This window comes from Aeromonas sp. FDAARGOS 1419 (genome assembly GCF_019047045.1).
In the GTDB taxonomy this organism is placed as follows: Bacteria; Pseudomonadota; Gammaproteobacteria; order Enterobacterales; family Aeromonadaceae; genus Aeromonas; species Aeromonas veronii.
On record NZ_CP077209.1, the window covers coordinates 3,740,001 to 3,761,280 of the forward strand.

A 21,280-nucleotide genomic window follows, 5' to 3' on the forward strand; every position below is an offset into this window, starting at 1 on the left:
CTGAGACACGAGACGAACGCACTACGGTGCGGAAGCCATTGATGCCCTGCTTCCAGGAAAAGCCTCTAAGCTTCAGATTACAAGTCATCGTACCCCAAACCGACACAGGTGGTCGGGTAGAGAATACCAAGGCGCTTGAGAGAACTCGGGTGAAGGAACTAGGCAAAATAGAACCGTAACTTCGGGAGAAGGTTCGCTCTTGACAGTGAAGTCCCTTGCGGATGGAGCAGTTGGGAGTCGCAGTGACCAGATGGCTGGGACTGTTTATCAAAAACACAGCACTCTGCAAACACGAAAGTGGACGTATAGGGTGTGACACCTGCCCGGTGCCGGAAGGTTAATTGATGGGGTTAGCGCAAGCGAAGCTCTTGATCGAAGCCCCGGTAAACGGCGGCCGTAACTATAACGGTCCTAAGGTAGCGAAATTCCTTGTCGGGTAAGTTCCGACCTGCACGAATGGTGTAACCATGGCCATGCTGTCTCCACCCGAGACTCAGTGAAATCGAATTCGCCGTGAAGATGCGGTGTACCCGCGGCTAGACGGAAAGACCCCGTGAACCTTTACTACAGCTTGGCACTGAACATTGAACCTACATGTGTAGGATAGGTGGGAGGCTTTGAAGGCGTGACGCCAGTTGCGCTGGAGCCGTCCTTGAAATACCACCCTTGTATGTTTGATGTTCTAACGCAGGGCCCTGAATCGGGCTCGCGGACAGTGCCTGGTGGGTAGTTTGACTGGGGCGGTCTCCTCCCAAAGAGTAACGGAGGAGCACGAAGGTTGGCTAATCCTGGTCGGACATCAGGAGGTTAGTGCAATGGCATAAGCCAGCTTAACTGCGAGACGGACAGGTCGAGCAGGTACGAAAGTAGGTCATAGTGATCCGGTGGTTCTGAATGGAAGGGCCATCGCTCAACGGATAAAAGGTACTCCGGGGATAACAGGCTGATACCGCCCAAGAGTTCATATCGACGGCGGTGTTTGGCACCTCGATGTCGGCTCATCACATCCTGGGGCTGAAGTCGGTCCCAAGGGTATGGCTGTTCGCCATTTAAAGTGGTACGCGAGCTGGGTTCAGAACGTCGTGAGACAGTTCGGTCCCTATCTGCCGTGGGCGTTGGATGATTGAAGGGAGTTGCTCCTAGTACGAGAGGACCGGAGTGAACGAACCTCTGGTGTTCGGGTTGTCACGCCAGTGGCACTGCCCGGTAGCTAAGTTCGGAATCGATAACCGCTGAAAGCATCTAAGCGGGAAGCGAGCCCTGAGATGAGTCATCCCTGACCCCTTGAGGGTCCTAAAGGGCCGTTGGAGACCACAACGTTGATAGGCGGGGTGTGTAAGTGCAGCGATGCATTGAGCTAACCCGTACTAATTACCCGTGAGGCTTAACCATACAACACCCAAGAAGTGTTCTAAGGCTTGTAGCAAACCTAAGCGAACTACGAATTCAGTGATAACGACAAGCAACGAGCAACATCGTTATTCACGTCAGCTTTCTAGATTATTCGGTTCGTCCTGAACCTCACCCTTCGGGCCCGCCTACGGCGGTTTCGATTTGTTCCGGACAAATCGATGAAGAATTTGCCTGGCGGCCATAGCGCCGTGGAACCACCTGATCCCATGCCGAACTCAGAAGTGAAACGCGGTAGCGCCGATGGTAGTGTGGCATTCGCCATGCGAGAGTAGGACACTGCCAGGCACCCAATTAAACGGTGATGTGAAGAATCACGTCACTAGCTGCGGGGGTGACACCTCAGAAGATGCAGCAGAAGATTTAGCGAAAGCTAACCGAATGCGGAGCGGTAGTTCAGTCGGTTAGAATACCGGCCTGTCACGCCGGGGGTCGCGGGTTCGAGTCCCGTCCGCTCCGCCACTAATTTGAAGGCCTTCCCTGATGGGAAGGCCTTTTTGCTATGGGCGGTTTTTGCCCATAAGTCCCACTGGTTTGCACACCAGAACCAACACAAAGCCCAGTCTGACGACTGGGTTATGATGTTTTTAGCCTGCTGGTGAGCTGCCGATATCCCACCGCGATGGCAATACCTTCCCCCTTTTGGCGCTCTTGCTACTGTTTCCAGCTCTGTATCGCATCACACCCCACCTGCATGACGATTAAATCAGGCCATCTTGCAACGGTACGTCATCGCTTCCACTTGTTTGTGTAATCCCCTTTTTTGCTTATGGATTTATTCCATTAAAACAGTCTCTTATCAAGAATGAGCGATTCTGCTGCAGGAATACCACATGAATCAAATGATAATGATTATTGTTTGAATGATTCTGGCGAGGTCGTTACAATGCGGGCTGATTAATAAAGTGCTTTTCAAATGAGCCTTTTCTAATGCTGCGTCTGGCCGGATGCTAGGGCGTTGTAATGAGTGAAGTAAGGGAATACGTCACCTTCCTACTAATAATGTTCAGGCTAAAACATGACAACAGTGAAACCGAACAAGCTTGCCTTGCTGATCTGCTCCCTTCTTGCGACCCAGGCCTATGCTGCCGAACAAGAGGTGATGGTCGTCACCGCTTCCGGCTTCCAGCAGAAGATTGAAGACTCTGCCGCCTCCATCTCCGTGATTACCCGTGAGCAGCTGGAAAAGCGGGCATATCGCGATGTGACCGATGCCCTGAAGGATGTGCCCGGTGTTGTGGTGACCGGCGGTGGCAGTAGCAGTGATATCAGCATTCGCGGTATGGGGTCGAAATACACCCTGATGCTGGTTGATGGCAAGAAGGTGGATAGCCGTGGCACTCGCCCGAACAGCGATGGTCCGGGTATCGAGCAGGGCTGGCTGCCGCCACTGCAGGCGATTGAGCGCATTGAGGTCGTCCGTGGCCCCATGTCATCCCGTTATGGTTCCGATGCCATGGGGGGCGTGATTAATGTGATTACCCGCAAGACCACCGGCCTGGCTTGGCAGGGATCGGTTCATGCTGATTCGACCTTCCAGGAGAACAAGGATGCCGGCAATAGCTTCCAGACCGATGCCTATACCGCAGGTTCACTGATCGATGGCGTGTTGGGGCTGCGTTTCCACGGTCAGCTTGCTCATCGTGGTGAAGACAAATTTACCCAGGGTTTTGCCGAGCAAGAGACTCGCAGTGGCACGGCGGTGCTCAGCTTCAAGCCTGATGACCATAACCGCTTCGATCTGGAAGCCAGTCGTAGTCTGCAGGATCGGGATCGCACGGCCGGCAATTCGCTGGCTGCCAAGGCGAAAGATAGCCTTAACCGATACGAGCGCACCAACTATGCGCTGACCCATGATGGTCAGTATGATTTCGGCTCTTCCAGCAGCTATCTGCAGCAGGAGACCAACACCAACCCCGGCCGCCAGATGGAGCTCACCAACACCATCGCCGATACCCACACCCAGTTCATTCTGGGGGATCACTACCTGAGCGTCGGTGGGCAGTATCGTTATGAGGATCTGCACGATCAGGGCAATACCCTGAAAGTGGCCAACCCTGCCGAGCAGCTGACCCGCTGGAGCTGGGCGATGTTTGTCGAGGATGAGTGGTCACTCACTGACAGCTTTGCCCTGACCGGTGGCGCCCGCATGGATCGGGACCAGAACTACGGTTCTCACTGGAGCCCGCGCCTCTACGGAGTTTGGCATCTGGATGATAGCTGGACCCTGAAAGGGGGCGTATCCACCGGTTACCGCTCTCCTGACTTGCGAATGTCGGCGGCCAACTGGGGTCAGGTCACCGGTGGTGGCAGCCTGGATGGTATGCTGGTCGGTAACCCGGACCTCAAACCCGAGACTAGCGTGAGTGAAGAGATCGGCCTGCTGTGGAACGGTCATCAGGGCTTCAACGCCGGGGTTACCCTGTTCAACACCGACTTCAAGAACAAGATCTCCGAAGTGCGTCGCTGCACCAGCAAGAGTGATCCCGCCTGTACCCTCAATGGTCACAGTTATGACTTCATCAGTGATCGGGTCAACGTCGACAAGGCGAACATGCGCGGTGTCGAGGGGATGATGGATTGGGCCATCAATGAGGATTGGTCGGTCAGCTCCAGCTACACCTTTACCCAGTCCGAGCAGAAGAGTGGTCCACTGGCGGGTCATGCCCTCAACCAGATGCCCCGTCACATGTTCAACGGCAGTGTTGACTGGCAAACCACCGAGGATCTCAGCCTCTGGTCACGGGTAAACTTCCGTGGCGAGACCTCCGAGTACCTGAGCCGGGTCAAGATGGCGGAGGGGACTCCTTCCTACACCTTCTTTGACATGGGCCTGGTCTACAAGGCCAACAAGCATCTGGATCTGACCGCCGGGGTCTATAACCTGTTCGACAAGACGGTGGATTACAGCAGCTATGGCACTGTACTGGATGGTCGCCGCTACAACCTGGGCGTGACCTACAACTTCTGATAGGGAACCTGTCATGCGGCCGCCATCTTCCGATGGTGGCCGTTTTTATTGCGCGTCCGTCAGGGGGCTATGCCTGATAGGAGGCGGCTTGCCAGGTATTGCGTCCCCGTCCCTTGGCCTGATACATGAGGGCATCAGCCTGCCGTAGTAGCTGGTCGGCATCAGCCTCTCTCTCTGCGGCTACCCAGACTGCCCCGGTGCTGATGGATAGTGTCACTGCACTATTGTCGGTGTACAGAGTTTGTTGATTGCACTCCTGACAGAGGCGTTTGGCCCACTGCTCTGTCTCTGCCAGCGTGGCCAGCGGCAGCAGCAGGCAAAACTCCTCGCCGCCGATGCGGGCCAGCATAGCCTCTTCGGGCAACAGGTTGGTCACAGTCGTGGCCAGCTTTTCCAGCAACAGATCCCCGATGCCATGACCAAAGCGGTCATTGGTCTCCTTGAAGTGATCCACATCGAACAGCAGTAGAGCACAGGGCTCCCCGCTTGCCAGTCGTTGCTCCATGGCAGGCATGAATGCCCGTCGGTTGAGCAGGCCGGTCAGGGGGTCGGTACTGGCCTGCTTCTCCAGTCTGGCGTTGGCGCGGCTCAACTCGGTGGTACGGCTGGCAACAGCGCGGCGCAGTTGCACTATGTAGGCCACCATGATTAACACTCCGGCCAACAGCAGCCAGGGACCGAGATGGATGGGGTAGACGGTTTCGACATGCATCCATTTGCGGATGATCCGCTCCCGATCGCTCTCTTTGAGCTTGGCGAACCCCTCTTCCAGCCGGTTTAACAGGGCAAGGTCGCCCTTTTTCACTGCAAAGCGGATCTGGTCGGTATAGAGGTGGCGAACCGGAATAAAGCGGGTGGGATCGTCCGAGGTATAGATGTAGAAGTTGGCGACCTGCAGATCGGCGATAAAGGCCTTCACTTCACCCTTGAAGGCCGCAGCCAGCAGGGTGTCATTGTCATTGAAGGTTTGCAGTCTGGTGCCGGGGAAGTAGCGTCTGGCGTAATACTCCTCGTAGCCACCGGCTACCACACCGACCGTTTCATGGAGCAGGTAGTAGTGGACATCGGTGCCGCGCAATTCGCTCGAGAAGAAGAGTTGGGAGTCGAGCTGGGCGAGAGGCCGGCCATAGTCGAACAGTTTGTCCCGCTCCGGTGACCAGAGCAGTCCGGCGTGAACGTCCGCTTTCCCCTCATGGAGCTGGTCGAGGGAGCCTTGCCAGTCGACCAGCCTGAACTCGATCTTCTGGCCGGTCACTCGGGCATATTCACGCCACAAATCGATCAGCAGGCCATCCGGCTGGCCCGACTCATTGATATAGGAGAAGGGCTGCCAGGCTTTGGAGTTGGTAATGATGAGCGGCTCTTCCGGGGCTTTGGCCCAGGCAGGTAGGGCAAGGGTGAGCAGCAGGAGCCCCCACCCGATACTGACTATGACTCCTGTCCTGGAAGAGGCCATCCTTGCTCCAATCCGTTGCCGTATACCGTCATGTGGTCACCGATTATCACCGTCTTTTTGATCAAAGAACAAGTGCTCAAATGATGAAGTTTGCATGATGAAAATGGCGCCATGACAAGGCTGGCGGATAGAGTAACTACTTACAGCGGCAGGCTGATCCGCGCCTCCAGTCCCCCTTGTGGCCGATTGAGCAGGGTCAGCTCGCCGCCGTGCTGATGGACCAGAGTGCGGGCGATGGAGAGGCCCAACCCGACACTGCCGGACTCGGTGTTGCGCGCTTCATCGAGCCGCACGAAGGGTTTGAACACATCCTCCAGCCGCGCCGGATCGATCCCCGGCCCGTTATCGCAGACCCGGATCAACAGCTCCTCCTTGCGCCGCTCCAGCGACACTTCGGCGCTGCCGGCATATTTGATGGCGTTGCCGATCAGGTTCTGCAGCACTCGGCGCAGGGTGTTGGCCCTGCAGGCGTAGACCTCTTTGCCCTCCGCCAGACAGGTGACCGGCTGGCCGGTATCGGCGTAGTCATCGCACAGGCTGACCAGCAGGCTGACCAGATCCAGCTCGCGGGTGGCCTCCTGCTGCCCCTCCTCCCGAGCAAAGCTGAGGGTGGCCGCCAGCATCTGCTCCATCTGTTGCAGGGTCTGCTGGATCCGCTCCTTGTCCTCGCCATCGGCCAGAAACTCGGTGCGCAGCCGCAGGCTGGTGATGGGGGTGCGCAGATCGTGGGAGATGGCCGCCAGCATCCGGGTTCTGTCCTGCACGAAGCGGTCGAGCCGGGTGTGCATCCGGTTGAAGGCCTGAATCGATTCGCGGATCTCGGTCGGCCCCTCCTCTTTCAAGGGCTCGATATCCTCGCCCCGTCCGAGCCTCTCCGCATTGCCTGCCAGCTGCTTGAGCGGGCGGGTGGCACGGCGAAACAGCAGCACCATCAGTCCGATCACCAGACTGGCGACCAGCATCAGGTTGAAGGTGGTCTGCCACGACCAGCTGCCCGCCTCCTTGTCGACCAGCGAGCTGAACTGCAGCCAGCCCCCCTGCGGCAGTTCGATGGAGCCGTAGAGCCTCATATCCCGTGGCGGGGGCGGCCCTTTGCGATCCCGCATCATGCGGGCATGATGTTCCCACGCCTTGCTGCGCTGAGTATCCTCTTTCAGCTCGGCGCTGATCTCGACGGTGAGGCCGGGGGGATAGTTGAGGCGCGAGCGCACCAGCTGCTCGAAGCGGGGGCTGCGGTTATCCGGTTGCAGCGGCTCGTCGGAGAGGCGCAGCAGCAGGGTCTCGCTGCGGCTCGCCTTGAGGATCTCGTCATAGAGGGACGGGGGGGAGAGGGAGAGCAGCCGCACCACCGAGATGATCCGCTGCATGGCGTTGCGGCTGTTGACGAAGCCGAGCGCCTCCTCCCGATCCGTGCGGTAGATCTGGATACTGAGCAGCTGGATCAGGATCAAGCCCGCCAGCGCCACCAGAATGATCTGCCCGGTCAGTCCCTTGGGCCACATCCGTGCCCACAGTCGTCGCAAGGTGCCCACTGCTTAAACCTGCGTCACGTCTGCGGAGAACATATAGCCGCCACCCCAGATGGTTTTGATCAGCTCCGGATTCTTGGGATCCCGCTCCAGCTTGCGGCGCAGGCGGCTCACCAGGGTATCGATGGCGCGATCGAAGGCTACCGCCTCGCGGCCACGGGCCAGATCCAGCAGTTGATCCCGGCTCAGCACCCGCTGCGGGCGTTCGAGAAACACCTTGAGCAGATCGAATTCGGCGGTGGAGAGGCTGAGACCCACCCCATCCTCATCGACCAGTTCCCGACGATTGACGTCGAGCAGCCAGCGATCGAAGCGCAGATCTCGGGTCAGGGTCTCGGCGGCGGGCTGGGTCTCGGCCTGGGTGCGGCGCATCACCGCCTTGATGCGCGCCAGCAGCTCGCGCGGATTGAAAGGCTTTGCCAGATAGTCGTCGGCCCCCATCTCCAATCCGATGATGCGGTCGGTCTCTTCCCCCATGGCAGTCAGCATGATGATGGGCAGGTTCGATTTGACCCGCAGCTCGCGGCAGAGGGTCAGACCATCTTCACCCGGCATCATCAGATCCAGCACCAGCAGGTCGAACTCCCGCTCCTCCAGCAGTCGCTTCATCTCCTTGCCATCCCGGGCGCAGCTGACCCGCAGGCCGTGCTGTTCCAGAAAGCGTTTCAAGAGATCGCGGATCTCGCTGTGATCGTCGACCACCAGAATGTGGGTGTTGCCCTGGTTCATGAATACCTCCCCTGCTTGGCGTTGGCACGAGTATACGAAAATCCGCCCGGCGGTTTGTGTCAAAGTGTGCCAGATCCGCACGATGCCACACTCTGCTACAAAAAAGGGTGATGCTGGCAAAGTTCAGACACCGATAGGGTGTTTACTTGAGGGCAAGGCAAGAGCGCCGAACCAGAATCATCCCTACAGGAGATAGACCATGAAAAAGCTGACCAAAACCCTGCTGACCGCCACCCTGATCCTTGGCCTGCCGCTGGGTGCCTATGCAGCCAGTGAAGCAGCCCCCACCGGCCAGCCCGGTGCCATGGTGGATTGCCCGATGGACGGCGGCGGCATGATGGGTGGCAAACACCACGGTGGTCGCCACGACAAGATGGCCCGCATGCAGAACATGACCCCGGAGCAGATCCAGGCCAACTTGCAGCAACGTTATGATCGCATCGAGGATCCTGCCAAGAAGGCGGAGTTCATCAAAAAGCTCAACGAGCGTGCCGCCGGTATGACCAAGCACGCCGAAGCGATGAAGCAGTTCGCCGAAGCGAACCAGTAACAGCGCCAGCTGTTATCAACCCAAGGGTGGCCGAGGCCACCCTTTTTGCGTTTACTGCGTTGAGCAGCAGAGCTTGGTTGAACGCTAGTGATTGCCAATAAAAGAGGGGAGCCTGATGCTCCCCCTCTTGCTATCTGTGTCGGTGCGGGTGTGCAGCCCACTCCACCGGACGAGCGAACTTAGCCCTGAGCCTTGTCGGTCAGGTCTACTTTCTTGACGGTTTCGCCTTCGAACTTGATGACCACGTTTTTCTTGGCGGCGTCGGTATCTTTCAGCAGGGTTTTGGTGGTTTCTGCCAGCAGCGGAGAGGCTTTGTTCAAGGCATCCAGATCATAGCTCCACACTTCCAGACCGGCCTCGGTCTTGGTGGTGGCAGGAGCGCCCAGCTTCTCTTTAATAGCCTGCTTGTTGGAGCCGCCTTCCTTGATATCCAGTGCCTTCTTGATGGCTTCGTTGGATGCGCTGTCCACTGCACCGGATACGGCGGTATTAGCTGCATCCTTGACGCTGCTGGTGACGCTGTCGGTCAGCGAATCCATCAGGCCGGCATTGGCAAACAGGGGCAGGGTGGTGAGGGCAACCAGCAAACTCTTTTTCATTTTCTACAGCTTCCATGGGTTCAATGAGGCGGCTATGAAATCAGCAAAGATATTGGGCGTCAAGTGAGGCATGCAATTAACATTTCTGTTAACTGGATCTCATTTCTCACCAGTCGCAAACAGTTTTGGTATCTCCCGCACCAGCCAGCTTTTAGCCTTGCCCATGGTGTCCCGCCGCCAGGCCAGCACGACCTGGAGCTGATGGCGATATTCGGGGCTGATCACCTTGAGCCGTCCGGCCCGGATGTCCTCCTCAATCCAGCTCTGTGGCATGGTGCCGACGCCGATCCCTGCCAGCAGGGCATCCCGTTTCTCCGTCATGGTGCTGACGGTGAGGCGCGGCTGCTTGTCCAGCAGGCGGTAGGTGAGCACCGGCTTGCGCAGGGCTGTGTCGGCCACCGCGATGGCGCGGTAGCGGCGCAGGGTCTCGTCGGCCAAGGGTTCGGGCTCCTGATGCAGCGGATGATCGGGATGGGCGACGTAGAGCATCACCTCGTCCTTGATCACCTGATGCTTGATGCCGGTCATCATGATGTCCGGGTTGATGGAGGAGATAAGCAGGTCGGCGCGGCCATCTTCCAGACACTCCCAGCTACCCGCCAGCACCTCGGCCCGCAGCCGCAGTCGGGTATCGGTCTGCTCGGCCAGCTTCTCCACCAAGGGGTAGAGGGCCTGCACCGGGACCAGCGCATCGACGGCGATGGTGATGTCGGTTTCCCAGCCGCGGGCCAGCGCCCGGGTCTCGCCCACCAGATGCTCGGCTGCCTCCAGCAGCACCCGGCCGCGCTCCAGCAGCATGCGTCCCGCCGGGGTGAACTTGGTGCGGTGGCCGCTGCGGTCAAACAGCATGGCATCCAGTTCGTCTTCCAGCTTCTGCACCGTATAGCTCAATGCCGAGGGCACCTTGCCCAGCTCGTCGGCCGCCGCCGCAAAGCTACCGCGGCGGTCGATGGCATCCAGCACCCGGATTGCCTCCAGGGTCAGCGCCCGCTCCTTGTTCGATTCCTTGGCCATTCCTCACCTTCAATTTTTTTGAATATGTTTGCCAGTTTATCTCGCTAACAAGTTAGGTCATGTCACTTTAATATTCAATCAACGCTTAGGCAGGAACGTCGAGCGGCCAAATATGCGGGTAGTTCCGCACTGTGACACACCAAATCGGTCTGTCTGATGTCGGTGAAAGAACAACACACTATTTGAATAACCTCTTGCATGGATGCATTGATTCTGGCCGAAAAGGCCTTGGCAATGACATATAAAACAAGAGAGTGAATGAACATGAAAAACGTAATCAAGATGCTGGCCGTTGCAGGCCTGATGACCACAGGTTTCGCCCAAGCTTCCGTACCGGCTGACTTCAATGCCATGCCCGGCGTGCTGTTTGTGAACTGGAACGCCACTGCAGCAATGGATGGCAAAGCCAATCCGATGCTGGAAGTGCGTGACGAGTCTGGCGATCTGCTGGCATCAGTCCACGCCAATCTGACAGGCACCCAGCAGGTGCGGATCCCGAGCCGTACCCAGGGCAACCTGACCGTCAGCCTGGCTGACCAGAGCAGCGAATACCGTATTCCGTTCGGCATCGGTAGCGGCAAACAGCGTTAATCAACCGTCCCGGTAGGTGAGGAGCAGACCATGATGCAATTGAGAGCCGCAGAAGCGCGGGGCAAGGCCAACTTTGGCTGGCTGGACGCGCGCCACAGTTTCTCCTTCGGTCACTATTATGACCCGGAGTGGATGGGGCACTCGGTACTGCGGGTGATCAATCAGGATCTGGTTGCGCCGGGTGGCGGATTCGCCACCCACCCTCACGCCAATATGGAGATCCTCACCTGCGTGCTGCAAGGCACCATAGAGCACAAGGACAGCCTCGGCCATGCCGAGCAGATCCCGACAGGGGATTTCCAGCTGATGAGCGCAGGCAGCGGGATCCGCCACAGCGAGTACAACCCCTCGCAGACGGATCCTCTCTCCCTGTTGCAGATCTGGATCGAGCCGAACGAGTTCGGCACGCCACCCGGGTATCAGCAGAAGAAGATCGAGTCCAGACCGGGCATGACGCTGGTGGCGTCACCGGATGGCGAGGCGGGATCGCTGCGGATCCGCCAACAGGCCCGCGTATGGCGGCTGGAACTGGCCCCGGGCGAGACGCTCGAATGGGCACTGGCTGGCCGACACGGTTACCTGCAGATGATTTCAGGGGAGTTGACCGCCAACGGTCTGGCTGCCCGACCCGGCGACGGGGTACTCAGTCGTGATGAATACCGGTGGGAGCTGGTTGCGACCAGTGCCAGCCAAGCTCTGTTATTTGACCTACCCTGAAGCAGTCAGCGGTGATGTGACACAAACGAGGAATATGAAATGGAAAAGATGAAAGATGTAGCGCTGCTGGCGGGTCGTGTACTGCTGGCGCTGATGTTCGTAATGGCGGGCTGGAGCAAGATCGGCGGCTACGCCGGTACTCAGGGTTATATGGAGGCGATGGGGGTGCCGGGCTTTATGTTGCCGCTGGTGATCCTGCTTGAGCTGGGTGGTGGCCTTGCCGTCGTGCTGGGTCTCTTTACCCGCAGCCTCTCCGTGCTGCTGGCCGGTTTTACCCTGATGGCTGCCTTTATTTTCCACTACCAGCCTGCCGAACAGATGCAGATGCTGATGTTTATGAAGAACGTCTCAGTGGCCGGTGGTTTCCTGGCGCTGGCGGCGGCCGGAGCAGGGGCTTTCAGTCTGGATGCCCGTCTCGGCAAAAACTGGTAATGCCCTGAAGAGTCAAGTTTTCCAATGCCTTTTGGCCGGTGCAACTGCACCGGCTTTTTTCTGTCTGCGTTTTCCGAGGCGGTGAGGCAACTGCACAAATCTGCGGCCCCCCTCATGGTTCAACGGTTTGCCCGCCTGCTGGCCACAAGTGCCTTTTGCATCTTATCCCCCGATCCCCGACAATTCCCTCTCTTGTGAAGTGACGGAAATGGCTCGCCTTTTCCCTCGCCCCCTCTCATCCACAGGCGGGAATTGCTCATGTTTACCCTCTACCACTCCAATCAGCTGGATCTGCTCAAAGAGCTGCTGGTGAGCCGCATCCGGCAGGCCCCTCTCTCTCACCCCTTCGATCGGGAGCAGATCCTGGTGCAGAGCCCGGGCATGGCCCAGTGGCTCAAGCTGGAGCTGGCCAAAGCGTTCGGCATCGCTGCCAATATCGACTTTCCGCTGCCCGCCAGTTTTATCTGGGAGATGTTCACCCGGGTGCTGGCAGATGTGCCGCGCCAGAGCCCCTACAACAAGGGATCCATGAGCTGGCAGCTGATGACCATTTTGCCTGCCTTGCTGGGTCGTCCTGCTTTTGCCCCGCTCGCCGCCTATCTGAGCGGGGGAGATGAGGAGGATCCTGCCAAGGATCCCGAGCAGGTGCGGTTGTGGCAGCTCTGCCAGAAGGTGGCGGATCTCTTTGACCAGTATCTGGTCTACCGGCCGGACTGGATCGCCCGTTGGGAAGAGGGGGAAGGATTGAGTCAGGAGCTGGCCGGGGTGAGCGGTCAGGACTGGCAGCCGGAGCTGTGGCGCGAGCTGGTGGCTCGCACCCTGGCGCTCTCTCCGAGCGGTTACCACCGTGCCAACCTCTACGAGGAGTTTATCCACGAGCTGGCACGCACCGCCGATCTGCCGGGCAAGCTGCCGCAGCGGGTCTTTGTGTTCGGCATCTCGGCGCTGCCGCCGCGCTATGTGGAGGCACTGCTGGCCCTCGGCAGTCGGTCGGAGGTGGAGGTGCATCTGTTCGTCACCAACCCCTGCCGCTACTACTGGGGGGATCTGCTGGATCGCAAGACCCTGGCACGGCTCGAAAACAAGCTCAAACCCGGCACCGATATCGAGACATTGCAGGGCCCCGCCAACCCGCTGCTCGCCTCCATGGGCAAGTTGGGGCGCGACTACCTGCATCAGCTGATGGAGCTGGAGGTGCCGCAAATCGAGGCCTTCGTCGATATCGACGAGGTGGATGGCAAGGGCAATGTCAGCCTGCTGCGCGCCATCCAGAAGGATGTACTGGAGCTGGCCGAGCGAGGCGCCGGTCAGTTTGATCTCGACAGCAGCTATCACAAGAGTCCCATAAGCCCGGCGGATGGATCCTTGCAGATCCACGCCTGCCACGGCCCGATGCGCGAACTCGAGGTGCTGCACGACCGGCTGCTGGCGCTGTTCGAGCAGGATACCGCCCTCACCCCGAAAGATGTGGTGGTGATGATGCCGGATGTGAACAGCTACGGCCCCTACATTCAGGCGGTGTTTGGCGCGCGCGGTCAGATCCCGTTTGCGGTCTCGGATCGGGCAGCGAGTCAGGAGAGCCCGCTGCTGCAAAGCTTCCTCGCCCTGCTCAGGCTGCCCAACGCCCGCTTCGGGGCAGGGGAGCTGCTCGCCATTCTTGAGGTGCCCGCCGTGCTGCGCCGCTTCGAGCTGGATGACGACGAGTTCAACCAGCTGCGGGTCTGGGTGCAGGAGACCGGCATCCGCTGGGGGCTGGATGACGGCTACCCCGTCCGCTTCGATCTGCCGCCCATGTCCGGCAACAGCTGGCTGTTCGGCCTGCGTCGCATGCTGCTCGGCTTTGCCATGGGGGATGGCGAGCCGGTGGCGGGCATCCTGCCCTACGCCGATATCGAGGGTCAGCAAGGGCTGGCGCTCGGCAAGCTCGCCTGGTTTGTCGATTCGCTGGCCGAATTCCTGCCCCGCCTGCAACAGGCGCAGCCGCTGGCCGACTGGAACGCCTGCCTGCTGGCGCTGCTGGAGCGCTTCTATCTGGCCGACGAGGATGAAGAGCGTCAGCTCCAGCTGATTCGCAGCCAGCTGGCCGAGTGGCAGACCCGGCTTGGCGAAGCCCGCTTCGAGCAGCCCATCAGCGCGGATCTGCTACAGGACTACCTTGGCAGCGTGCTGGGGGAGTCCCGCTCCAGCCAGCGCTTCCTTGCCGGTCAGGTCAACTTCTGCACCCTGATGCCGATGCGCTCCATCCCCTTCAAGCAGGTCTGTCTGCTCGGTATGAACGACGGCGTCTACCCGCGTACCCTGGCCCCCATGGGGTTCGATCTGATGGCGGTGGCGTCGCGGCGCGGGGATCGCTCCCGTCGTGATGATGACCGCTACCTCTTCCTCGAGGCGCTGCTGAGTGCCCAGCAGGGGCTCTATATCAGCTATCAGGGCTTCAGCGCGCAGGACAATAGCGACAAGGTGCCGTCGGTGCTGCTGGCGGAGCTGATCGACTATGTGCGGCAGGGCTTCGTGCTGGCGGGGGATGAGGATCTCGATGACGAAACCTCCGGCAAGCGGCTGCTCAACCACCTGATGGTGGCGCATCCGCTCACCCCCTACAGCCGCAATTACTTCTACCCGGAGGCGGGATCGCGCCTCTTTACCTATGCCGCCGACTGGCTGCCCGCCCTCAATCCGGTGCGCGGCGCGGCCAACTTCCAGAGCGGCGAGCTCCCGCTGCCCCCCGAATGGGGCAAGGAGCAGGGGCTGGAGCTGGCGGAGCTGCTGCGCTTCTATCGCCAGCCCACCAAATATTTCCTTAACCGCCGCCTCAAGGTGTGGTTTGAGCTGAACGAGGCCAACATCGAGGACAGCGAGCCGTTCGAGCTGGATGGCCTGCAACATTATCAGCTGAAAGATCTGCTGCTCGATGCCCATCTGGCGGAAGGTGAAAGTACCGAGCGGCGCGAGCGGTTGCAGCTCACCGGCCTGTTGCCGCAAGGGTGGTTCGGCAGCCTGCTGCTGGACGATCTGGATGCCGAGATGGGCAAGCTGGCGGATCGGCTGCGGCCATGGGTTGCGGCCAATGAGTCAGAAAAACAGGCGGTGGAGATCGATATCTCCCTGACTCAGGGTCAGCTGCAAGGGTGGATCGACACCCAGAAGGGGCGTTTGCTGGTGGTCAAACCCGGCAGCTTCAACGGCAAGGATCTGCTGCTGGGCTGGATCCAGCACCTCTGCCTCTCATTGAGCGGCGCCCCCGGCGACACCCTGCTATTCGACGCCAAACAGAGTCTGCGGCTGCCCAAGCTCTCGGCCGACGAGGCACGGCCCAAGCTGGCGGCGCTGGTGGCGTGCTGGGCGCAGGGGATGAAGCGGCCGCTGCCCTTCTTCCCCAACACTGCCTGGGATTGGCTCAAGGCGATCGAGAAGGATCCCGACAAGCCGGAGGCGGCCGACAAGGCGGCCCTCACCCGTTTCAACGGCGGCTGGATGATCAATGGGGAGGGGCAAGACGTTTACGTCGCCCGCTGCTTCCCCGAACTCGATGACGAGGTGCTGGGGCAGTTGCAGGCGCTGGCCCGCGAACACCTGACCCCGCTGCTCAAGACCCTGGAGGAGCTGAAATAATGGCTAACCCGCTCAATACATTGCGTTTTCCCCTCCATGGTGAACGACTGATCGAAGCCTCCGCCGGTACCGGCAAGACCTACACCATCGCCGGTCTCTACCTGCGCCTGCTGCTGGGCCACGGCCCGCTCATCGAAGAGGGCGCCGATGTGGGTCAGCCGAGCGCCCACGAGCGGCCGCTCTCGGTGACTGAAATTCTGGTGGTGACCTTTACCGAAGCGGCCACCGCCGAGCTGCGGGGGCGGATCCGTGGTCGCATTCACGAGGCGCGCCTCGCCTTTATGCGCGGTCACAGCAGTGACACCCTGCTGGCCCAACTGCTGGACGAGGTGGCGGATCATGAGTTGGCGGCCCGTCGCCTGCTGGCCGCCGAGCGGCAGATGGACGAGGCGGCGGTCTTTACCATCCACGGCTTTTGCCAGCGGATGCTCAAGCAGAACGCCTTCGAGTCTGGCGCCCTCTTTGAAACCGAATTTCTCACCGACGACAGCCAGCTCAGGCTGCAGGCGGTGAGCGACTACTGGCGATCCGAGTTTTATCCGGTGGATAAGACCCTCGCCAGCGCGGTGCGTGCGCTCTGGCCGAGCCCCGCCGCCCTGCTGCGGGAGATGGGCAGCTGGCTCGACAACAGCGAGCTGGAGATCTACCCCGCGCTGGGGGATGAGACCCTCGCCGCCCGCCATCAGGCGGCTATGGCCCGCATTGAGGCGGTGAAGAGCGAGTGGCTAGCGCAGACGGACGAGATCCGCCGCCAGACGGATGGGCAAGTAAGCCGCTACACCGGCAAGAACTACGAAGGGTGGCTTGCCAAGATAAGCGACTGGGCACAGGACGAAAGTAGTGGCTACGCCATTCCGAAGGAGCTGGAGCGCTTCGGCCAGACGGTGCTGGAGGAGAACCTCAAGAAGGGGGGCGCCGTGCCGACCCTGCCGCTGTTCAGCCAGATAGACGAGCTTCTGGCGAGCCGCCCCGGTATTCGGGATCTCATCCTGCAACGGGCGGCCAAGGTGGTACGCAGCCGGATGCAGGCGAGCAAGCGGCAGGCCCATCAGCTCTCGTTCGATGACCTGCTGAAAGACCTCGACGGGGCGCTTGGCTCCAGTCTGGGCGAGCGGCTCTGCGAGCGCATTCGCGCCACCTATCGGGTGGCGATGATCGATGAATTTCAGGATACCGATCCCCAGCAGTACCGCATCTTCCATCGGCTTTACGGCGGCCATAGCGACACGGCGCTATTGATGATCGGTGACCCCAAGCAGGCCATCTACGGTTTTCGCGGCGCCGATATCTTTACCTACATTCAGGCGCGGCGAAATGTGAGCGCCCACTACACCCTCGGGCGCAACTGGCGCTCCAGCAGTGCGCTGGTGGGGGCGGTCAACGGCCTGTTCGAGCGGGCCAAGGATCCCTTTATCTACGAGGCGGATATCCCCTTCCTGCCGGTGGAGGCGCAGGGCAAGAGCAAGGCGCTGCTGCTCGATGGTGCCATCGCCCCAGTGCTCCACTGCTGGCAGCTGAGCGGCCAGCCCACCTTCAACCGGGGGGATTACCAGAGCAAGATGGCCCGCGCCACCGCCGCCGAGATCCACCACCTGCTGACCCTGGCCCGCGAGGGCAAGGCGAAGATAGGCGATCAGGCGGTGAAGGCCGGAGATATCGCCGTGCTGGTGCGCACCGGCGCCGAGGGCAAGCTGGTGCAGCAGGAGCTGGCGCGCCTCGCCATCGCCTCCGTCTACCTGTCGAACCGCGAGAGCGTGCTGGAGCAGACGGAGGCGCGGGAGATCCTGCTGATTTTGCACGCCTGCCAGAACCCGAGCGAAGAGCGCAGCCTGCGGGCGGCGCTGGCGACCGGCCTGTTTGATCTCGATGCCAAGGCGCTCGATGGGCTTGCCAGCGACGAGCGGGCGTGGGAGAGCGCGGTGCAGGAGTTTATGGAGTACCGCAAGATCTGGCACCGCCGCGGCGTGCTGGCGATGTTGCGGGCCCTGCTGCACCGGCGCAATCTCGCCTCTTCGCTTTTGGCGAGCCCCTATGGCGAGCGGCGGCTGACCAACTTCCTCCATCTCGGCGAGCTGCTGCAACAGGTGAGCAGCGAGCTGGACGGGGAGTACGCCCTGCTGCGCTGGCTGGGGGAGGCGGTGAGCCGCCCCAACGGGCAGGATGCGGAGCAGGTACTGCGCCTCGAATCCGAGCGCAAGCTGGTGCAGATCGTCACCATCCATAAATCCAAGGGGCTGGAGTACCCGCTGGTATTCCTGCCCTTTATCTGCAGCCACAGAACCGCCGAGACCCCGCTCTATCACGAGGCGGATGAGGCGGGCAATCGCACCATTCTCGATCTGACCGGCGCCGACTCGTCGCTCGCTGAAGCTGACAGGGAGCGCCTTGCCGAAGATTTGCGGCTGCTCTATGTGGCGCTGACCCGGGGCGTCTACGCCACCTGGCTGGGGCTGGCGCCGGTGCGGGCGGGGGCGGGCAAGTCGGAGAAGACAGACCTGCACCATACCGCCATCGGTTACCTGCTGCAAAAGGGCGAGGAGGGGGATGCGCAGACGCTGGCGACCGCTCTGACCGAGCTGGCGCAGGCGCTGCCCGGGGTGGCCGTCGGTGAGCCCTCGCTCACCCGTCCGGCCCCGCTGCCGCAAGAGGAGGAGCAGTTGGGCGAGCCGCAGGTGCGTCACTTTAGCGGCTCTCTTGAGCGGGACTGGTGGATCAGCTCCTACTCCGGGCTGGCGGCGCAGGGCCACGGTCACAGCAAGGGGGTCTTGGCCAACCCCGGCTTCGATGACGAGGTAGTGACCGAGGCGGCTGCATTGCCTTCCGAGCAGCCGGAAGAGGCGCCCCAGCCCTCCATCTTCACCTTCCCGAAAGGGGCGCGTCCCGGCACCCTGTTGCACAGCCTGTTCGAGACCATCGACTTTCAAAGCGCCGCAGGCGAGCCGTTGGCAGAGCATATCGCCAGCTTGTTGCTGCAAGACGGTTTCGACGAGAGCTGGGCTCCCGTGCTGCAACAGCAGGTCGAAGCGGTGCTGGATACCCCGCTCGATACCGGTTTTGGCGAACCGGTGCGGCTGCGGGATCTGGCGCCCGAGCGCAAACAGGTGGAGCTGGAGTTCTTCCTGCCCATGGGGCGGGTGACGGCACCGGCGCTGACTGCGCTCTGCCAGCAGCACGACCCGCTGTCGCGGGGCAACAAGCCGCTGAGCTTTGCCACCGTGCAGGGGATGCTCAAGGGCTTTATCGACTTGGTGTTCGAGTGGCAGGGGCGCTGGTATCTGCTCGACTACAAATCCAACCACCTCGGCATGAGCCCCGCCGATTACAGCCGTCCGGCGCTGGAGCGGGCGATGGCCGAGCACCGCTACGACCTGCAATACCAGCTCTACTCGCTGGCGTTGCACCGGCTGCTCACCCTGCGCCTGCCGGGCTACGACTTCGAGCAGCACTTTGGCGGGGTCTTCTATCTGTTCCTGCGCGGCATGCCGCAGGGGGGCATTTTCCATACCCGCCCGAGCCGTGAACTGGTGCTGGGGCTGGATAAGTTGTTTAGCGAAGGCAGTGAGCTGCCAGCAGCGGGATCCCAAGCATTGAACGAGGTAGAGGCATGAGCGGCACCATGATCAGCGCCGCAGCCAGCGCAATGATGGTTGAACGGTTGAAAACACTGGCGCTGGCTGGCCGCATCCGCCAGCTGGATCTGCAATTTGCCCGGCTGGTGGCAGACCTTGGCGGCAGCCCCGAGCTGGTGCTGGGGGCGGCGCTCGCTTGCTTCGAACTGGGGCGCGGCCATGTATGTCTGCCGCTGGAGATGCTCATCTCCGGATCCCTGCGCCCGTTCGGGCTGGATCCCCAGCAGAGCCGGGATCTGTTGGCTGATCTGGCGGATCCTGCCCGCTGGCCCGCCCTGTTTGCGGCAAGCCCGCTCGTGGGTACCGAGCAGGATGACGGGCTCGCCCCGCGCTGGCCGCTGCGGCTGTGGCACGGGCGGCTCTATCTCACCCGTTACCACGATCATGAGCAGGGAGTAGCCCGCCATCTGCGCGCCCTGAGCGAGCGAGCCGAATGGCCGGAGATTGCCCCGGCCCTGTCGCGGCTGTTTGCCCGCGACTACGGGTTGGTGTTCGCGGCGCTGCTCAAAGCCCGCCTCGCCCCCGACTTCTCGGCCCGCCACTTTATCGAGAAGTATCTCGATCTGGTGTTCCCGAACGAAGTGGACTGGCTCGCCATCGAAGGGCTGCTGGCCAGCGCCCAGGCGGCGAGCGACTTGAGCAAGCTGGATGCACTGGTGCCCGAGGCGCTCTGCTGCAACGGCCAGAAGCTGGCGGCGGCCACCGCGGCGGCGCGCCCCTTTGCGGTGATCTCCGGCGGCCCCGGCACCGGCAAGACCACCACGGTTGCCAAACTGCTCGCGATTCTGGTGGAGACCGGCCTGCAAGCGGGCAAGGCGCCGGCGATCCGGCTGGTGGCCCCCACCGGCAAGGCGGCGGCGCGCCTCACCGAGAGTATCGGCTCTGCCCTGCAGGCCCTCGATCTGCCCCCCGAGTGGGTCGAAGCGATCCCCACCGAAGCGGGCACCCTGCACCGGCTGCTCGGGGTCATTCCGGGGCGCAGCCAGTTCCGCCACCACGCAGGCAACCCGCTGCACCTCGACTTGCTGGTGGTGGATGAGGCCTCCATGGTCGATCTGCCGATGATGGCGCGCCTGCTCGATGCGCTGCCCAGCCACGCCCGCCTGATCCTGCTCGGCGACAAGGATCAGCTCGCCTCGGTGGAGGCGGGGGCCGTGCTCGGCGATATCTGCAGCTTTATCGAGCAGGGCATCAGCCCGGCGCAGGCGGACTGGCTCTCCCGCCAGACCGGCTACCGCTTGCAGGGCACGCCCGCCGGTGCGCCGGTGCGCGACAGCCTCTGCTTGCTGGCCAAGAGCTGGCGCTTTGATCAGCACTCTGGCATCGGCCAGCTGGCGCGCGCCTGCAACAGCGGCGATGCCGCGGCGGTGGAATCAGTCTGGGGCATGGGCTTTAGGGATATCAGCCTGCACCCCTGGGCGGGGGAGGCCTACGATGCCCTGATTGCCCAGGGGGTAGCCGGTTACGGCAGCTATCTGAAGGCAGCCCGTGCGGGGGAAGCGCCCGCCGCCGTGTTCAAGGCATTCAACAGCTTCCAGATCCTCTGCGCCCTGCGCGATGGCCCGTTCGGGGTGCTGGGGCTAAACGAGCGGCTGGAACTGGCCCTGTCACGGGCTGGCCTGATTGCCCGCGATGGCGACTGGTATGCCGGTCGCCCGGTGATGGTGGTGCGCAACGACCACGGCGTCGGCCTCTACAACGGCGATATGGGGCTCTGCCTGCCCGATGAAACTGGCCGGTTAAAGGTCTGGTTTGAGCAGCCGGACGGCACATTGCGGGCCCTGCTGCCAAGCCGCTTGCCGCCCCACGAGACGGTCTACGCCATGACCATCCACAAATCCCAGGGGTCCGAGTTTGCCCATACCGTGCTGGTGCTGCCCGACAGCCCCAGCCCGCTGCTGACCCGCGAGCTGGTCTATACCGGCATCACCCGCGCCAAGGCGAAACTCGATCTCTACGGCGATCGCGCCCTGCTGGCACAAGCGGTGCGGAAAAAGACCGAGCGTTATTCAGGGTTGGCGGAGAGGTTGTTAGCTTGAAC

At 61.3% G+C, this 21,280-nt stretch carries 13 protein-coding genes, 1 tRNA gene and 2 rRNA genes (1 of these 16 running past the window's edge); 11 read left to right on the forward strand and 5 right to left on the reverse strand.

What is annotated here, in order from left to right:
• From I6L49_RS17060 to I6L49_RS17075, 4 genes are all read left to right on the forward strand, one after another.
• Positions 1-1,392: ribosomal RNA gene (locus I6L49_RS17060) — 23S ribosomal RNA — on the forward strand; it begins 1,498 nt to the left of the window's first position.
• A 191-nt stretch (positions 1,393-1,583) separates the two neighbouring features.
• Positions 1,584-1,698: ribosomal RNA gene (rrf, locus tag I6L49_RS17065) — 5S ribosomal RNA — on the forward strand.
• Between the two features lie 97 nt (positions 1,699-1,795).
• Positions 1,796-1,872, forward strand: a tRNA-Asp gene (locus tag I6L49_RS17070).
• A gap of 556 nt (positions 1,873-2,428) precedes the next feature.
• Entirely contained in the window at positions 2,429-4,381 is a 1,953-nt protein-coding gene (locus I6L49_RS17075) for a ligand-gated channel protein (RefSeq protein ID WP_216949988.1), read from the forward strand.
• Between the two features lie 67 nt (positions 4,382-4,448).
• Here the strand turns inward: I6L49_RS17075 and I6L49_RS17080 are convergent, their stop codons facing one another.
• From I6L49_RS17080 to I6L49_RS17090, 3 genes are all read right to left on the reverse strand, one after another.
• On the reverse strand, positions 4,449-5,837 hold the full coding sequence (locus tag I6L49_RS17080; protein ID WP_216949989.1) for a transporter substrate-binding domain-containing protein: 1,389 nt from the start codon (positions 5,835-5,837) through the stop codon (positions 4,449-4,451).
• A 140-nt stretch (positions 5,838-5,977) separates the two neighbouring features.
• A complete protein-coding gene (locus I6L49_RS17085) occupies positions 5,978-7,339 on the reverse strand; it encodes an ATP-binding protein (protein WP_047435114.1) in 1,362 nt (453 codons plus the stop codon).
• A gap of 33 nt (positions 7,340-7,372) precedes the next feature.
• Complete coding sequence (locus I6L49_RS17090; protein WP_005336534.1) at positions 7,373-8,095, reverse strand: response regulator; 723 nt, start codon at positions 8,093-8,095, stop codon at positions 7,373-7,375.
• A 199-nt stretch (positions 8,096-8,294) separates the two neighbouring features.
• Between I6L49_RS17090 and I6L49_RS17095 the strand changes: the two genes are divergently transcribed.
• Positions 8,295-8,645 (forward strand): hypothetical protein, encoded by a 351-nt coding sequence (locus I6L49_RS17095; RefSeq protein WP_005355311.1) that lies wholly within the window; start codon positions 8,295-8,297, stop codon positions 8,643-8,645.
• Positions 8,646-8,824: 179 nt separating this feature from the next.
• Here I6L49_RS17095 and I6L49_RS17100 read toward each other — a convergent pair whose 3' ends face one another.
• On the reverse strand, positions 8,825-9,244 hold the full coding sequence (locus I6L49_RS17100) for a hypothetical protein (protein WP_216949990.1): 420 nt from the start codon (positions 9,242-9,244) through the stop codon (positions 8,825-8,827).
• A 99-nt stretch (positions 9,245-9,343) separates the two neighbouring features.
• Positions 9,344-10,258, reverse strand: a complete 915-nt coding sequence (locus I6L49_RS17105) for a LysR family transcriptional regulator (protein ID WP_013723378.1) — start codon at positions 10,256-10,258, stop codon at positions 9,344-9,346.
• A gap of 258 nt (positions 10,259-10,516) precedes the next feature.
• Here I6L49_RS17105 and I6L49_RS17110 point away from each other — a divergent pair, with 258 nt between their 5' ends.
• From I6L49_RS17110 to recD, 6 genes are all read left to right on the forward strand, one after another.
• A complete protein-coding gene (locus I6L49_RS17110) occupies positions 10,517-10,849 on the forward strand; it encodes a hypothetical protein (RefSeq protein WP_013723379.1) in 333 nt (110 codons plus the stop codon).
• Positions 10,850-10,879: 30 nt separating this feature from the next.
• The gene (locus I6L49_RS17115; RefSeq protein ID WP_216949991.1) at positions 10,880-11,566 is read left to right on the forward strand and encodes a pirin family protein; all 687 of its coding nucleotides are present in this window, start codon (positions 10,880-10,882) and stop codon (positions 11,564-11,566) included.
• 39 nt (positions 11,567-11,605) lie between these two features.
• Positions 11,606-11,998 carry a DoxX family protein gene (locus I6L49_RS17120; RefSeq protein WP_216949992.1) on the forward strand — a complete coding sequence of 131 codons (393 nt, stop codon included), beginning with the start codon at positions 11,606-11,608 and terminating at the stop codon, positions 11,996-11,998.
• Positions 11,999-12,256: 258 nt separating this feature from the next.
• Positions 12,257-15,610, forward strand: a complete 3,354-nt coding sequence (gene recC / locus I6L49_RS17125) for an exodeoxyribonuclease V subunit gamma (RefSeq protein WP_216949993.1) — start codon at positions 12,257-12,259, stop codon at positions 15,608-15,610.
• Entirely contained in the window at positions 15,610-19,218 is a 3,609-nt protein-coding gene (gene recB, locus I6L49_RS17130; RefSeq protein WP_216949994.1) for an exodeoxyribonuclease V subunit beta, read from the forward strand. The genes recC and recB overlap by 1 nt, the downstream gene beginning before the upstream one ends.
• Complete coding sequence (recD, locus tag I6L49_RS17135) at positions 19,215-21,278, forward strand: exodeoxyribonuclease V subunit alpha (RefSeq protein WP_216949995.1); 2,064 nt, start codon at positions 19,215-19,217, stop codon at positions 21,276-21,278. The genes recB and recD overlap by 4 nt, the downstream gene beginning before the upstream one ends.
• Positions 21,279-21,280: the final 2 nt, after the last annotated feature.

Bases quoted from the DNA above. Each gene is read 5' to 3' on its own strand.
- I6L49_RS17100 (WP_216949990.1), bottom strand. From the start codon at position 9,244: ATGAAAAAGAGTTTGCTGGTTGCCCTCACCACCCTGCCCCTGTTTGCC.
- recC (WP_216949993.1), top strand. From the start codon at position 12,257: ATGTTTACCCTCTACCACTCCAATCAGCTGGATCTGCTCAAAGAGCTG.
- I6L49_RS17105 (WP_013723378.1), bottom strand. From the start codon at position 10,258: ATGGCCAAGGAATCGAACAAGGAGCGGGCGCTGACCCTGGAGGCAATC.
- I6L49_RS17110 (WP_013723379.1), top strand. From the start codon at position 10,517: ATGAACATGAAAAACGTAATCAAGATGCTGGCCGTTGCAGGCCTGATG.
- recD (WP_216949995.1), top strand. From the start codon at position 19,215: ATGAGCGGCACCATGATCAGCGCCGCAGCCAGCGCAATGATGGTTGAA.
- I6L49_RS17075 (WP_216949988.1), top strand. From the start codon at position 2,429: ATGACAACAGTGAAACCGAACAAGCTTGCCTTGCTGATCTGCTCCCTT.
- I6L49_RS17120 (WP_216949992.1), top strand. From the start codon at position 11,606: ATGGAAAAGATGAAAGATGTAGCGCTGCTGGCGGGTCGTGTACTGCTG.
- I6L49_RS17115 (WP_216949991.1), top strand. From the start codon at position 10,880: ATGATGCAATTGAGAGCCGCAGAAGCGCGGGGCAAGGCCAACTTTGGC.
- recB (WP_216949994.1), top strand. From the start codon at position 15,610: ATGGCTAACCCGCTCAATACATTGCGTTTTCCCCTCCATGGTGAACGA.
- I6L49_RS17095 (WP_005355311.1), top strand. From the start codon at position 8,295: ATGAAAAAGCTGACCAAAACCCTGCTGACCGCCACCCTGATCCTTGGC.
- I6L49_RS17085 (WP_047435114.1), bottom strand. From the start codon at position 7,339: ATGTGGCCCAAGGGACTGACCGGGCAGATCATTCTGGTGGCGCTGGCG.
- I6L49_RS17080 (WP_216949989.1), bottom strand. From the start codon at position 5,837: ATGGCCTCTTCCAGGACAGGAGTCATAGTCAGTATCGGGTGGGGGCTC.
- I6L49_RS17090 (WP_005336534.1), bottom strand. From the start codon at position 8,095: ATGAACCAGGGCAACACCCACATTCTGGTGGTCGACGATCACAGCGAG.